Genomic DNA, 13,790 nt, shown 5'->3' with positions numbered 1-13,790 from the left:
TCGCATTTGTGTTCGTGTGTGTGCGTGTGTGGGGGCTTCGATGCGGCATCCTCAAGGATTCGGTCGCGAGTTCGGCGATCTTGTGAAGGCCCGACGACGCGAGCGCGGCCTCTCCCGGCCCGAACTGGCGGCGATGGCCTTCGGCGGCCCGGGCGCCGCGCGGCGGGTCGCGGAGATCGAGGACGGGCTCGTTTCCTCACCGGCGCCGCGGGTCGTCGAGGCGATCCGCCATGCGCTCGGCCTTGCGCCCTCCGACCTGCCGGGGGCGGAGACGGAGCCGCCCGGCGCGGCCCCCCTGCGGCAGATGCTGGAGGCGTCGCTCAGGACGCTCGACTCCCGCGAGCGGGACCTGCGGGATGCCGCCATCCGCCTCAAGACGCTGGAATGGCGCGCCTCCCGCGCGCGCCTCGCCGGGATCGTCCGGAACCGGCCGGACGTCCAGCCCTTCGCGACTGCGGCGCAGGCTGCGATCGACCGGGGCGATTTCGCGGAGGCGGAGGCCCGCCTCTCCGCCGCCGAGGCGGAAGTCGGCCGCGGGCCGGCGCGGATCGAATTGCGGCGCGAGCGGGGGGAGGTCGCGCTCATGTCCGGGGCGCCGGGGCTCGCCGCGACGCTCGCCGAATCCGCCGCGGGCTTCCTCGATCCCTTCGTTCCCGATGCGGCGGCGGACCTCCGGCAAGCCTTCGCCGCCGCCCTGCACCGGCACGGGCGGCTCTTCGGGGCCGACGCCATCGCCGCCGCCGGGCCCTTCCTCCGCCGCAATCTCGACTACTGGCGAAAGAACCGGCGGCCCGAGAAATGGGCGACGACGCGCAACAACCTCGCCAACGCGCTGCACGACCTCGCGATCATGCATCCGCACGAGGCGAGCGTGGCGCTGCTGGAGGAGGCCGTCTCGCTCTATCGCGCCGCGCTCGAAGTCTTCACCGAGCGGGCGCATCCCGGGCGGCGGGCGACGACGAACAGCAACCTCGCCACGGCGCTCGGCAATCTCGCGCGGCGGAAGCGCGGGAAGGAGGCGGCGGCGCTGCATGTGGAGGCGGCCGCCGCCTACCGCGCCGCGCTCTCGGCCCGCGCGCGGCGGTCGAAGCCGGCGGACTGGGCGCAGGCGCAGGCGCAGCTTGGCCTCGCCCTCGGCGCGGCGGCGATGGCGACGCCGGGGCCGGCGCGGGCGCGGATGCTGCAGGAGGCGGAACAGGCGGAGCAGGCGGCGCTCGGCGTCTACAGCCGGGAGGCGACGCCGGCGCACTGGGCCGCGGCGCGCAACAATCTCGGCAACACGCTGCGCGCGCAGGCGGCGTCGGGCGGGGGCGCCGGGATGCTCGTGAAGGCCGTCGCCGCCTATCGCGACGCGCTCGACGCGCTCGGCAAGGAGGACGGCGCGGAAGAGCATCGCCGCGCGGCGATCCGCTGCAACCTCGCCCGGGCGCTGGCGGAGCTGGCGGAGTTCGCGCCGAAGGAGCAGGCGGCGGGGCTTGCGGCGGAGGCCGCCGCCTCGGCCCGCGCCGCCCTCGCCGCGCGGTCGCGGGAGCGGGAGCCGGAGGCCTGGGCCGCGGCGCATTTCACCCTCGTCGGCGCGCTGACCGCAGAGGCGCGCTTTTCCGCCGGGCCGAGCGCGGCGCGCGCCGCCTCGGAGGCGGCGGCGCTCTGCCGCAAGGCGCTTCAGGGGGAGGCGGCGGGCGCGCCGCGATGGGTCGACCTTCAGCTCGCGCTCGGGCGGGCGCTGGAGGCGGAGGCGAAGGCGGGCGGGCCGCCGGAGACGCTGCGCCGGCTGCAGGCGGCGGCGCGGGCGGCCTACGCCGCCGCGCTCACCAAGCTCGACCGCCGCTCGCCGCTCGCCGCGGCCGCGGCCGCCGCGCGCGACCGGCTGGCGGCGTGATCAGCGGAGGACGGCGCCCGGGTTCATGATCCCCGCCGGGTCGAGCGCGGCCTTGAGCGCGCGCATCGCGGCGAGGAGGCCCGCATCGCCGTAGCGTTCGAGATCCTCCACCTTGGCGCGGCCGACGCCGTGCTCCGCGCCGACCGAGCCCTCGGTCTCGTGCACGAGGTCGTGGACGAGGCGCTTCACCTCCTCCCGCCGGTTGCCCATCTCCGCCTTGTCGCGGCCTCTGGGCGGATAGACGTTGTAGTGCAGGTTCCCGTCCCCGACATGGCCGAAGCAGTTGATGCGGAGCGCGGGATCGAGCCGGTTCAGCGCAGACGTCGCCTTTTCGATGAACTCGGGCAGGCGGGCCACGGGCACCGAGATGTCATGGTTCGAGAGCGCGCCGACCGCGCGGTTGGCGAGCGGGATCGTCTCCCGGATCGTCCAGAGCGCGTCCCTTTGCTGGGCGGATTGCGCGACGGCGCCGTCCGTCGCCAGCCCGGCCTCGAAGGCCGCTTCGAGCGCGGATTCGAGCGCCTCGCCCACGCCCGCGCGCCCGCCGCATTCGACGAGGACGGACCATTTCGGCATCGGGTCGAGCGGCGCGGGCTTCGGCATTCCGGTCTCGGCGAGGAAATCGAAGCCCACCACGTCGATCAGTTCGAAGGCGGATATCACGTCTCCGACGCGGGGGCGGAGGAAGTGGAGGAGGTCCACCGCCGCCTGTGGGCTCGGCACGGCGAGCCAGGCGGTCGCCGTCTCCGCCGGGCGGGGAAAGAGCTTCAGCGCCGCGGCGGTGATGATCCCGAGCGTCCCCTCCGCGCCGATCAGGAGATGGCGGAGGTCATAGCCCATATTGTCCTTCCGCAACCGCTTCAGCCCGTTGAAGACGGTTCCGTCCGGCAGCACGGCCTCCACCCCGAGGCAGAGGTCGCGCGCGTTGCCGTAGCGGAGCGTGTTCACCCCGCCGGCATTGGAGGAGAGGTTCCCGCCGATCCGGCAGGAGCCTTCGGAGGCGAGGGAGAGGGGGAAGAGACGGTCCACCGAGGCCGCGGCGTCCTGCACGTCCTTCAGGATGACGCCCGCCTCCGCGATCAGCGCATTGTCCGCCGCGTCCACCGCGCGGATGCGGTTCATGCGCTGGAGCGAGAGGAGGACGGGCGCGGGCTCCGCCGTCGTCACATGGCCGCCGACGAGGCCGGTGCCGCCGGAGACGGGGATGAGCGGGGTCCGCGCCGCGGCGCAGCGGCGCACGACTTCCGCGACTTCCGCGGTGGAGGCGGGGCGCGCGACGAAGGCGCCGTGGCCGCGATAACGGTCCCGATCCTCGCGGAAGAGGCCGGGCTCGTCCTCCGGCGTCTTCGCGCCATTGGGGCCGAGAAGCTCGCGGAGGCCGTCCAGCAGCGCGGCGGAGGCGGGGTTCAGGCTCATGCCGGGCTCCTTTCCCGCGGCGCGGCGGCGCGGCGGAGGCGGTCGTTGATCGCGCGGCCGAGGCCGCGTTCGGGGATGGGGGAGACGGCGATGGGGCCGCCCCGCGCGTCGAGCGCGTGGAGCATGGCGAAGAGGTTCGCCGCCGCTTCCTGCAGGTCGCCTGCGGGCGAAAGGTCGAGCGCGGCGCCCGCCGCGCCGCCGAAGCCGAGCAGCGCCTCCCCCGGCGCGGGCGAGGCGGCGGCGAGCCGGAGCGCGGCGCGCGGGGCGTAGTGGCTGAGAAGCTGCCCCGGCGCGCTGATCCCCTCCCCCGCCGGGAGGAGCGGGGCGGCGAGCGCGGCCTCGATCTCCTCCGCCGGGAGCCCGCCGGGGCGGAGAAGCCGCGCGGCGCCCGCATCGTCGAAGCCGACCACCGCGCTTTCGAGGCCGACCGGGCAGGCGCCGCCGTCGATCACGGCGGCGATCCGCCCGGAGAGGCCGGCGAGGACATGGGCGGCGGTCGTCGGGCTGATCCGTCCCGAAGGGTTGGCGGAGGGCGCGGCGAGGGGGCCGCCGAAGGCGCGGAGCAGGGCCTGGGCGACCGGGTGGGCGGGGACGCGGAGCGCCACCGTCTCCAGCCCCGCACGCGCGAGGAGGGAGACAGGCGCGCCGGCGCGCGCCGGGGCGACGAGGGTCAGCGGGCCGGGCCAGAACCGGGCGGCGAGGCGGCGCGCGCCTTCCGGCAGATGGGCGAGGCGCGCGGCGGCCTCTTCGTCCGCGACGTGGAGGATCAGCGGGTTGAAGGAGGGGCGGCCCTTGGCGGCGAAGATCGCGGCGACCGCTTCGTCGGAGGCGCCATCCCCCCCGAGGCCGTAGACGGTTTCGGTCGGGAAGGCGACGAGGCGGCCGGCGCGGAGCAGCGCCGCCGCCTCCACAGCGTCGCCCGGCCCCAGAACCCGCGTGCTCTCCGCCCCCTTGTCCATGCCCCGCACATAGCGCCAAGCGGCGGCGATGGCGAGACGCGGTCAGCGGCGGCGGAGCGCCCGCTCGACGAGAACGAGGTTCAGGAGCGCCGCCGCCGCGACCGCAGCGGCGCCCCAGCCGAGCGCATCGAGCCCGAAGCCCGCCGCGAGGCCGGAGCCGGCGGCGGAGCCGAGCGAGACGCCGAGATAGAGAAGCGCGGAGTTGAGCGAGAGGACGACGGTCGCCCGCTCCGGGACCGCGGCGATCAGGCGGTTCTGCTGCACGGCGAAGAAGCCCCAGCCGAAGACCGACCAGAGGAAGGTCGCGCCGTAGAGGAGGAGGGGCGGGACCGGGAGAAGGGAGAAGATCGGCGTCACGAGTATGGTGACGACGGAGAGCGCGCCGAGGGTCCATGCCGGCCCGATCCGGTCCGCCAGCCGGCCAGAGATCAGGTTGCCGGCGACCGCGCCCGCGCCGGTGACGAAGAGGAAGAGGCTCACCCCCTCCCGCCCCATGCCCATCCGCGTCTCCAGGATCGGCGTCGCGAAGGTGTAGAAGACATAGGCGGCGCCGACGAAAAGCGGGGTGAAGGAGAGGGCGAGCATCGCCCGCCGGTCCATCAGCGTCGCGAAGAGGGCGGAGAGGCGGCCCGGCTCCGCCGAGACGTTCGCGGGCACGAAGCGCATCGCCCCCGCCGCGGCGAGGAGCGAGAGCGCGGCGACGGCCCAGAAATCCACGCGCCAGCCGAAGGTGTAGCCGACCCAGGCGCCGAGGGGGATGCCCATCACCTGCGCCAGCGTGAAGCCGAAGAAGGCCGCGGCGAGCGCCCGGCCCCGCGCCTCCGGCGCGACGGAGGCGGCGGCGACGGCGGCGATGACGGGGGAGACGATCCCGGCCCCGAGCGCGGCGAGCGCCCGCCCGAAGAGGAGGACGCCCGCGCTCTCCGCCAGCGCGATCACCACCGCCGCGACGGCGAAGAGAAGGAGCGCGCCGGCGAGAAGGTCCCGCCGCCGCAGGCCCCCCGTCAGCGCGACGAGGAGCGGCGAGCCGATGGCGTAGGCGACGGCGTAGACGGTCATCACCAGCCCCGCCTCGGCCTCCGACATGCGGAGTTCAGCGGCGACGGGCGCCAGCACGCCGATCACCATGAAGGCGCCGACGCCGATGGTGAAGTTCGCGAAGGAGAGCGCGGGAATCAGCAGCCGCGGGGAGGGAGACGCCATGCGACAGCGTTAGGCGCGCGGCGCGGGGGCTTCAAGCGGCCTGGCGCTCGGGCTCCGCGGCCCCGGTCAGCGGCAGGTCCGGCAGCCAGAGCAGGAAGATCGAGCCGCCGCCCTTTCCGGCGCGATACAGGACATCGCCGCCCATCCGCCGCGCATTCTCCCGCGCCAGGGCGAGCCCGAGCCCGGCGCCGCCGACCGCGCGCCGCTCCGTCTGGTCGAGCTGGAGGAACGGCTCGAAGATGCGCTCGCGATCAGCCTCCGGCACGCCGGGCCCTTCGTCCGCGACGCTGAAGAGGAGGCCGCCCTCCGGCGAATCGGCGACGGAGAGGACGATCGCGCCGGAGGGCGCAAATTTCGCGGCGTTGTCGAGCAGGCAGGCGAGAATCCGGCGGATGCGCTCCGCATCGCCGCAGCGCGGGAGGGCGGCGCCCTGGACAATCTCCCGCCGTATCTCCCGGCCGGTCGCGCCCGCGGCGTCGGCGGCGGCCTCCGCGATCTCCGTCGGCACGAAGGGCGCGGAGAGGGCACCGGCGCGGCCGATCTCCGCAAAGTCCCGCATCGAGCCGACGAGCGCGGCGAAGGCGGAGGCGGAGGCTGCGAGCTGGCGCAGCGTCGCCTCGCTTCGCGGATCGGCTGCGCCGGAAGCCCCCGCCCGGGTCAAGGCTGAGCAGAGCGCAGCCGTCTCCGCGGCGAGGTCCGCGCTCACCTCGTCGAGCAGCGCGGCCTTCGCGTCCCGCGCCGCCTCGGCGAGCTGGAGCGCGCGGTGAAGCCGCCGCGTCCGCTGGCGGCGCGAATAGACGTTCATGAAGGCGACGAAGCCGAACCCGGCGATCATGGCGAGCGAGGAAAGCGTCCAGAGCAATCCGGCGTCGAGGGTCTGCGACGGCTTCAGGGCGAAGAGGCCGTCCGGCGTCGCGCTCAGGCCGTGGATCGCGAGCAGGCAGAGCGCAACGACCAGAATGGAGGCCGCCGTGTCCCGTATCCGCCCCAGCGAGGCGATGACCATCGGGATGATGAATAGCCCGGCGATCGTATAGTAGGCGAGGCCGCCCATGAGGGAAGCGCCGATGACGACGGCGCCCGCGGCGCCGCCAGCAAACATCCAGACCCGCAGCCGCTGGCGGCCTGCGACCCCCGCCATGAACATGGAGCCGACGACGAGCGCGGTGAACGGCAGAGCGAAAAGGAAGGCCGTGCCGCCCACGCGCCAGTCTTGCAGGACAACGAGGCTGAAAACGGCGAAGTAGAAGAGATTAAAAACGCGGGAGATGAAGTTCACAAGCCGCGGCCCGGCGACGACCTCGGGCAGCGCCGCCTCCCGCTCCTCGGCGGCGCCTTCGTCGGGCAGCGCTTCCACCCGCGTCGCCGTGGCTTCGAGCGCGCGCTCGACCAGCCGGGTTAGCCGCCGCCCCCTGCGGCGCGTCTCCTCGGCCAGTTCGCGGACCTTCGGGTCCGGATCAAGGCTCAGAAGTTCCGCGAAACCGAAGACGCCGTTCAGCGGCGTCCGCAATTCATGGCTGATCGTCGCGAGGAAGCGTGACCGGGCGAGGCCCGCCTCTTCCGCCCGGGCGATCGCCAGGGTCAACCGGCGGTGAAGACGCTCCCGCCCGTAGAGATTAAAGAGGCTGGCGATCCCGTACATGGCGAGCGTGACGAGGCTCGCGCCGAGCCAGACGAGCTGGGGAGAAGCGAGGGTCGTGGGCGCCGCCGCATAGGCCGGATCGACGCCGTCCCCCGCGGCCCCGACCGCAAGGACGACGAGGAGGCCGACCGCGGCGCTCAAGGCCGTCGCGCGCTCCGTCGAGAACGAGGCGGCGACGACGGGAACAAGCGCGAGGAGCGGCGCCGCGTGGTAGGCGAGCCCCCCCATCCCTGCCGAAACGACTCCGATCACGCCATAGCTCGCCGCGGTCAGAAGCACGACGACGAGCGAGGCCGGCCTCCGCAGGCGCGCCGCCACGACGGACGCGAGCCCAAGGACGAGGAAAGCGGAGACGAGCGGAGCGACGTCGCGCGCGCGGCCGGCATCGTGCAGAAGCGCGATCAGCCAGATGACGACGAGCGCGATGAAGGCCGAAACGGCGCCGACCTCGATCAGCCTTCCACCCTCCCGCGTGCGGCCCGGTATAAGCGGTCCGACCGGCATCGGCTCTGGGTTCCCTCCCCTATGCGGCGCGCGGCGCCTGGCGCGCCGATCTTTCGCGGACTCAGTTTAACGCGCGGTTAGCGGCGGTTCCACCGCGGCGCGGTTGCGCGGCCCGGCGATTGGCGATAGCGCGAGGGGCGCGCCGCCGAGACGGCGCGGTTCGGGAGGAGGGACGGCCATGACCTATCGCGCCCCGCTGGGCGAGATCGAGCACATCCTCACCCATGTCGTCGGCGCCGGCCGGCTGGCGGCGACGCCGCTCTTCGCCGAGGCGACGGCGGAGACGCGGGCCGCCGTGCTCGGCGAGGCGGCGCGGATGGCGGAGGAGCGGCTCGCGCCGCTCCAGCGGGCGGGGGACCTTCACCCCGCAAGGCTCGAGAACGGCGTCGTCCGCACCTCCCCCGGCTTCGCGGACGGCTTCGCCGCGATCGCGGAGGGCGGCTGGATCGGCATCGCGGCCAACCCGGAGCATGGCGGCATGGGCCTGCCGCTCACCTTCGGGACGGCGGTGAACGAGATGATGGCCTCCGCCTGCCTCTCCCTCTCGCTCTGCCCGCTGATGAGCCAGGGGCAGATCGAGGCGCTGGAGCATCATGCGAGCGACGCGATCCGGGCGCTCTACCTGCCGAAGCTCATCTCCGGCGAGTGGACCGGCACGATGAACCTGACGGAGCCGCAGGCGGGATCGGATGTAGGCGCGCTCCGCACCACGGCGGAGCCGCGCGGCGACGGGACCTATGCGATCACCGGGCAGAAGATCTACATCTCCTGGGGCGACAACGACTTCGCGAGGAATGTCTGCCATCTCGTGCTCGCCCGGCTGCCCGGCGCGCCGGCGGGGACGCGCGGCGTCTCGCTCTTCCTCGCGCCGAAATTCATCCCCGACGAGGAGGGGCGGCCGGGGCGGCGCAACTCGCTCGCTGTCGTGAGCCTCGAACACAAGCTCGGCCTCCACGGCTCGCCCACCGCGGTGATGCAGTATGACGGCGCCACGGCCTGGCTCATCGGGCCGGAGGGCGGCGGCATGGCGGCGATGTTCACCATGATGAACAACGCCCGGCTCGGCGTCGGCGTCGAGGGGCTCGGCGTCGCGGAGGCGGCGACGCAGAAGGCGGTCGCCTTCGCGATGGAGCGCAGGCAGGGGCGCACGCCGGTCGAGGGGACGGGGGCGATCATCGACCATCCGAACATCCGCCGGAAGCTGATGCGGATGAAGGCGCTCACCGCCGCCGCGCGCGCGATCTGCCTCGACTGCGCCTTCAGCCTCGACATGGCGCGCGCCGCGCCGGAGGCGGCGCGGGCGGGATGGGCCGCGCGGGGCGCGTTCCTGACGCCCATCGCCAAGGCCTTCTCGACCGATATCGGGCACGAGGTCGCGCAGATCGGCGTGCAGGTGCATGGCGGCATGGGCTTCATCGAGGAGACGGGCGCCGCGCAATACGCCCGCGACGTGCGCGTCACGATGATCTACGAGGGGACGAACGGCATCCAGGCGATGGATCTGGTCGGCCGGAAGCTTTCGGACGGCGGCGCGGCCGCGCGCGGGCTCCTCGCCGAGATCGCGGAGAGTGCGGCGGCGGGCGAGGCGCCCGGCCTCCGGCTCGGCGAGGCGCGGGCGCGGCTCGATGCGGCGACGGAATGGATGCTCGGCGCCGAGGCGATCGACCGGAACGCCGGGGCCACCCCTTATCTCCGGGCCTGGGGCCTGATCCTCGGCGGCCATTACCTCCTCCGGGCCGCCGCGGCGGACGAGGCGCGCCTGCCGCTCGCCGTGTTCCACCTGCGGCAGCTCCTGCCGGAGGCGGAGGCCGCGCTTGAAGCCGCCGTCGAGGGCGCGGCGCCGCTCTACGCGCTCCCGGCCGAGGCGTTCGGCGCATGAGCGACGCGGAGTCGCCGCCCCCGCTCGACGAAAGCCGCCGCCTCCCCGCCGGGCTCGCCTATCCGCATGGCGAGGCGATTCCGGAGCCGGGCGGGGCGATCGAGGTCGCGGAGCGCATCCTCTGGCTGCGCCTGCCGCTGCCGATGGCGCTCGACCATGTGAACGTCTATGCGCTGGACGACGGGGACGGGTGGACGGTGATCGACACCGGCTTCCAGACCTCGAAGACGAAGGCGCTCTGGGCCGATCTGATGAACGGGCCGCTGGCGGCGAAGCCGGTGACGCGCGTCGTCGCCACGCATCACCACCCGGACCATATCGGCCTCGCCGGCTGGTTCCAGGCGGAGCATGGCGCCCGGCTCTGGACGACGCGGACGGCGTGGCTCTTCGCGCGGATGCTCACGCTCGACCATCAGGAGCGGACGACGGAGCCCTCCCTCCTCCACATGCGCCGCGCCGGGGCGGACGAGGCGCGGCTCGAATGGGCGCGGAACCGCGAGCCGATGAACTTCTCCCGCGTCGTCGCCCCGCTGCCGCCCGGCTTCAAGCGGCTGAAGGACGGGGACAGGATCGAGATGGGCGGGCGCGCCTGGCGCGTGCTGACGGGGGACGGCCATGCGCCGGAACAGGCCACGTTCTGGTCGGAGACGGACGACATCGTCATCTCGGCGGACCAGATCCTGCCGCGCATCTCCCCCAATGTCGGCGTCTACGTCACCGAGCCGGAAGCGGACCCGCTGGGCGAATGGATGGCGTCCTGCCGGAAGTTCCAGCCCCATGCGCGGGAGGGGCATCTCTGCCTTCCCGGCCACAACCGGCCCTTCACCGGGCTGCCGAAGCGGCTGGAGCAGCTGATCGAGAACCATCACGGCGTGCTGAAGCGGCTCCGCAAGGCGCTGGCGCAGCCGAGGACGGCGGTGGAATGCTTCGACGACATCTACAAGCGGCCGATCGGGGACGGGGAGTTCGGCCTCGCCATGGTCGAGGCTGTGGCGCATCTCAACCACATGTGGGCGACGGGCGAGGCGGAGCGGAGCCTCGGCGAGGACGGCGCCTGGCGCTTCCGGCTGCTTCCCTAGAGCCCTGCCGGGCTCCCGGGCTCCGAACGCATTGAAGTTGCGGCTGCCTTTCTTTTGCCGAAAACGCCCTCGATTGCGAAGAAATCAAGGTAAATTTCCGGCCTCTCTTCGAGTCTTTGGCGGCAAGCTATTGATTCCACGCTGAATCAACCAAGAGCAGAGGGTTAACGAAAAACTTCGGTTCTTTTAATCGACTTCGGATTCGTCTACATCACAAACCGTGGGTTGTGGGGTTTGTGAGTGTGGGTGGATGTGGAACCGTGACAAGTCGCGCCGCGTAGCGGGCTGCCTGCTCGCCGCTGCGCTTGCAGCAATTCCTGTCGTCGTCGCGACGGTCGAGCTCGGCTCGCCCTCGGTCGGCGCTCCGTCTCGACATGTCGCCCTCGACGAGGCGCCGGGCGTTGCGGTCGGCTCGGCCGACTGGGCGTTCGCGCCGGTCTGCTATGGCGCGTTCTGGGCCGGGCGGCAGACGGCGACCGCATGGCTCGGCGGCCATCGCCACGCCCTGCGCGACCCCTTCGGCGGGATGCGCGACGGGGTGGCTATCGTTCTCTCCATGACGCCGAAGGGCGCGTCGTTCGCCGGCGACGGATCGGGCGGCGCGGGCGCGGGCGCGGGCGGGTCCGTCGCCGGGCCGGTCCTCGCGAGCATCGTGCGGGGCGGCTCGGGCGGGAGCGCGGGCGGCGGCGGCGGCGGCGGCGGGGGCGGCGGAGCGGCTGGCGGCGGATCGCCCGGCGGCGCCGCGAACCGGCCCGCCCCTGACGGCGGAACGGACGGCGCCGAAAGGCCGGGCGGCGATCTCGACCCGCTCATGCCGCCCGCCGTGATGCGGCCGCCGCATGAGAAGCCGGTCGTCAACCTCGGGCCGGAGGACCGGCCCATCGAGCCGGGCGGCGGCGGAACGACCGCGCCGGTCTCGGCCGTGCCGGTTCCCGCCGCCCTGCCCCTCCTCCTCACCGGCCTCGCGGCGCTCGGCTTCGCCGGCGCCCGGCGGCGCAAGCGTGTTTCAACCCGGCCCGTCGCGGGCTGACCGGAGCGTAACCATGTTCAAGTCGACCTCTCTCGCCCTCGCCCTCTCGCTCGCCGCGCTCGCGGCGCCGGCCCATGCGGTCATCGTGAACGGGAGCTTCGAGGATGTGAGCTCCTCCACGCCCGGCGCCGGCCTCGCGAATGGCGCGCAGCTCTCGAACCTCGCGAGCGGGCCGGGCGCCAGCTGGGACGTGTTCACCTCGATCCCCGGCTGGACGACCACGGCCGGCAGCGGCATCGAGGTGCAGACCAACCGGACCATCGGCTCGATCAACGCGCATAGCGGGCTTCACTATGTCGAGCTCGACAGCCATCCGAGGCCGAACTCCAACTCGACCATGGCGCAGACGCTGAACCTCGCCAGCGGCGTCTACCAGCTCGACTTCCATTACAGCCCGCGGACGCGCGACATCGGCACCAACGGGATCGCCTATTCGATCTTCAACGCGGCGAGCGCCTCTCTTCTCGCCGGGTCGGTGACTGGGCCGAGCGCGACGGCGGGCACGGCGGTCGGCCTCTGGACGCTGGTCTCCACGCTCTTCACGGTCACGGGCGGCGACTCGCCGGTGACGCTGAGCTTCGCCGCGACGGGCAAGGCGGACACGCTCGGCGGCTTCCTCGACGACATCAGCGTCACGCGCGTCGCCGCCGTGCCGCTCCCGGCCGCCGCGCCGCTCCTCGCCGCCGGAATCGGCGTGCTGGTCTTCGCCGCCCGGCGGCGGCGCAAGACCGCCTGAGCCCCCAAGCAGGGACCTGCCGCGCGGGCGCCCCTCCCGGGGCGCCCGTTTTCGTTTCGCTGCGGCGAAGAAATGCGTCGCAGCGGAAAAACGGCTATGCTATCCGCTCCGTGGAACCATGAGATGGAGGAGCGGCATGGCGGAGCACAGGCAAGGCGAGATGGACATCTCCGAACAGAAGCGGACGTTCGCCGGGTTCATCAAGAGCGGCGTCTGGCTGGCCGTGAGCATCGTCGTGATCCTGATCATTCTGGCCATCGTCGGCATCTGACCTAAATCGCCACACGCCCGGCGGAAAAGCGCGGGCGACGAGGGGGAGACCTTATGAAGATCGCCATTCCCAAGGAGACGCGGGAACACGAAACCCGCGTCGCCGGGGTTCCCGAGACCGTGAAGAAATTCGTCGCCCTCGGGGCGGAGGTCGTGGTGCAGGCCGGCGCCGGGGACGGCGCCTCGCTGCCCGACGCCGCCTATGAGGCCGCGGGCGCGACCATCGCCAAGACCTTCGCCGCCACGGTGAAGGGCGCGGACGCCGTGCTCAAGATCCAGAGGCCGACCGAGGCGGAGGCGAAGAGCCTCGCCAAGGGGCAGATGCTCTTCTGCACCATGTCGCCCTATGGCGACCGGGAGATGCTCGGCTCGCTGGCCGAGAAGGGCGTGGACTGCTTCGCCATGGAGTTCATGCCGCGCATCACCCGCGCGCAGTCCATGGACGTGCTCTCCTCCCAGGCCAACCTCGCCGGATACAAGGCGGTGCTGGAGGCGGCGAACGCCTATGGCCGCGCGATGCCGCAGATGATGACGGCGGCGGGCACGGTCGCCCCCGCAAAGGTGTTCATCATGGGCGTCGGCGTCGCCGGGCTCCAGGCCATCGCCACGGCGCGCCGGCTCGGCGCCATCGTGACGGCGACGGACGTGCGCCCGGCGACGGAAGAGCAGGTCGCCTCGCTCGGCGGCAAGTTCATCGCCGTGAAGAACGAGGAATTCGCGCAGGCGCAGACGGCGGGCGGCTACGCCAAGGAAATGTCCGACGACTACAAGAAGCAGCAGGCGGAGCTGGTGGCCGGCCACATCGCCAAGCAGAACATCGTCATCACCACCGCGCTGATCCCCGGCCGCAAGGCGCCGATCCTCGTGACGAAGGAGATGGTGGCCTCGATGGCGCCCGGCTCCGTGATCGTCGACCTCGCGGTCGAGCAGGGCGGCAACGTGGAGGGCGCGAAGCTGGCGGAGAATGTCGTCACCGACAACGGCGTGACGATCCTCGGCTTCGCCAACCTGCCCGGGCGGCTGACGGCGGACGCCTCCGCGCTCTACAGCCGCAACCACCTCAATTTCCTCACGCCTTTCTTCAAGGACAAGGCCTTCGCCCTCGACGACGAGGACGAGCTCGTGAAGGGGATCCGCCTGACGAAGGGCGGCGAGGTCGTGCATCCGCAACTCGTCGCAGCGAAGGGGTAAGA

The 13,790-nt window shown here is 72.9% G+C and carries 11 protein-coding genes; 7 read left to right on the top strand and 4 right to left on the bottom strand.

Annotated elements, in window-relative coordinates:
• The first annotated feature begins 40 nt into the window (after nt 1–40).
• Nucleotides 41–1,879, top strand: coding sequence for a hypothetical protein (locus ACE37J_RS01875; protein WP_409706153.1), 1,839 nt, complete (start codon nt 41–43; stop codon nt 1,877–1,879).
• Here the strand turns inward: ACE37J_RS01875 and ACE37J_RS01870 are convergent, their stop codons facing one another.
• The 4 genes from ACE37J_RS01870 to ACE37J_RS01855 are packed head-to-tail and all read right to left on the bottom strand — an operon-like array spanning nt 1,880 to nt 7,603.
• The gene (locus ACE37J_RS01870) at nt 1,880–3,295 is read right to left on the bottom strand and encodes an FAD-binding oxidoreductase (protein ID WP_409706151.1); all 1,416 of its coding nucleotides are present in this window, start codon (nt 3,293–3,295) and stop codon (nt 1,880–1,882) included.
• The gene (locus ACE37J_RS01865; protein WP_409706148.1) at nt 3,292–4,254 is read right to left on the bottom strand and encodes an L-threonylcarbamoyladenylate synthase; all 963 of its coding nucleotides are present in this window, start codon (nt 4,252–4,254) and stop codon (nt 3,292–3,294) included. The genes ACE37J_RS01870 and ACE37J_RS01865 overlap by 4 nt, the downstream gene beginning before the upstream one ends.
• A gap of 42 nt (nt 4,255–4,296) precedes the next feature.
• On the bottom strand, nt 4,297–5,457 hold the full coding sequence (locus ACE37J_RS01860; protein WP_409706145.1) for an MFS transporter: 1,161 nt from the start codon (nt 5,455–5,457) through the stop codon (nt 4,297–4,299).
• Between the two features lie 31 nt (nt 5,458–5,488).
• Nucleotides 5,489–7,603: an ATP-binding protein gene (locus ACE37J_RS01855; RefSeq protein ID WP_409706142.1), complete on the bottom strand. Its 2,115-nt coding sequence runs from the start codon at nt 7,601–7,603 to the stop codon at nt 5,489–5,491.
• Nucleotides 7,604–7,781: 178 nt separating this feature from the next.
• Here ACE37J_RS01855 and ACE37J_RS01850 point away from each other — a divergent pair, with 178 nt between their 5' ends.
• The 6 genes from ACE37J_RS01850 to ACE37J_RS01825 all read left to right on the top strand — a co-directional run bounded on the left by ACE37J_RS01850 (nt 7,782) and on the right by ACE37J_RS01825 (nt 13,788).
• On the top strand, nt 7,782–9,482 hold the full coding sequence (locus tag ACE37J_RS01850) for an acyl-CoA dehydrogenase (protein WP_409706139.1): 1,701 nt from the start codon (nt 7,782–7,784) through the stop codon (nt 9,480–9,482).
• Nucleotides 9,479–10,561, top strand: a complete 1,083-nt coding sequence (locus ACE37J_RS01845) for an MBL fold metallo-hydrolase (protein WP_409706136.1) — start codon at nt 9,479–9,481, stop codon at nt 10,559–10,561. Before ACE37J_RS01850 ends, ACE37J_RS01845 begins: the two co-directional genes overlap by 4 nt.
• Nucleotides 10,562–10,811: 250 nt before the next feature.
• Nucleotides 10,812–11,591, top strand: a complete 780-nt coding sequence (locus ACE37J_RS01840) for a VPLPA-CTERM sorting domain-containing protein (RefSeq protein ID WP_409706133.1) — start codon at nt 10,812–10,814, stop codon at nt 11,589–11,591.
• A 13-nt stretch (nt 11,592–11,604) separates the two neighbouring features.
• Nucleotides 11,605–12,327, top strand: coding sequence for a VPLPA-CTERM sorting domain-containing protein (locus tag ACE37J_RS01835; protein WP_409706130.1), 723 nt, complete (start codon nt 11,605–11,607; stop codon nt 12,325–12,327).
• A gap of 136 nt (nt 12,328–12,463) precedes the next feature.
• The gene (locus ACE37J_RS01830) at nt 12,464–12,598 is read left to right on the top strand and encodes an aa3-type cytochrome c oxidase subunit IV (RefSeq protein ID WP_409706127.1); all 135 of its coding nucleotides are present in this window, start codon (nt 12,464–12,466) and stop codon (nt 12,596–12,598) included.
• A gap of 53 nt (nt 12,599–12,651) precedes the next feature.
• Nucleotides 12,652–13,788, top strand: coding sequence for a Re/Si-specific NAD(P)(+) transhydrogenase subunit alpha (locus ACE37J_RS01825; protein WP_409706124.1), 1,137 nt, complete (start codon nt 12,652–12,654; stop codon nt 13,786–13,788).
• Nucleotides 13,789–13,790 lie beyond the last annotated feature (2 nt).

Origin of the sequence: Pikeienuella sp., assembly GCF_046290545.1 — a bacterium.
Lineage (GTDB): Bacteria > Pseudomonadota > Alphaproteobacteria > Rhodobacterales > Rhodobacteraceae > Pikeienuella.
The sequence above is the reverse complement of the archived record's forward strand: the minus strand, read 5'-3'. Positions and strand labels throughout refer to the sequence as shown.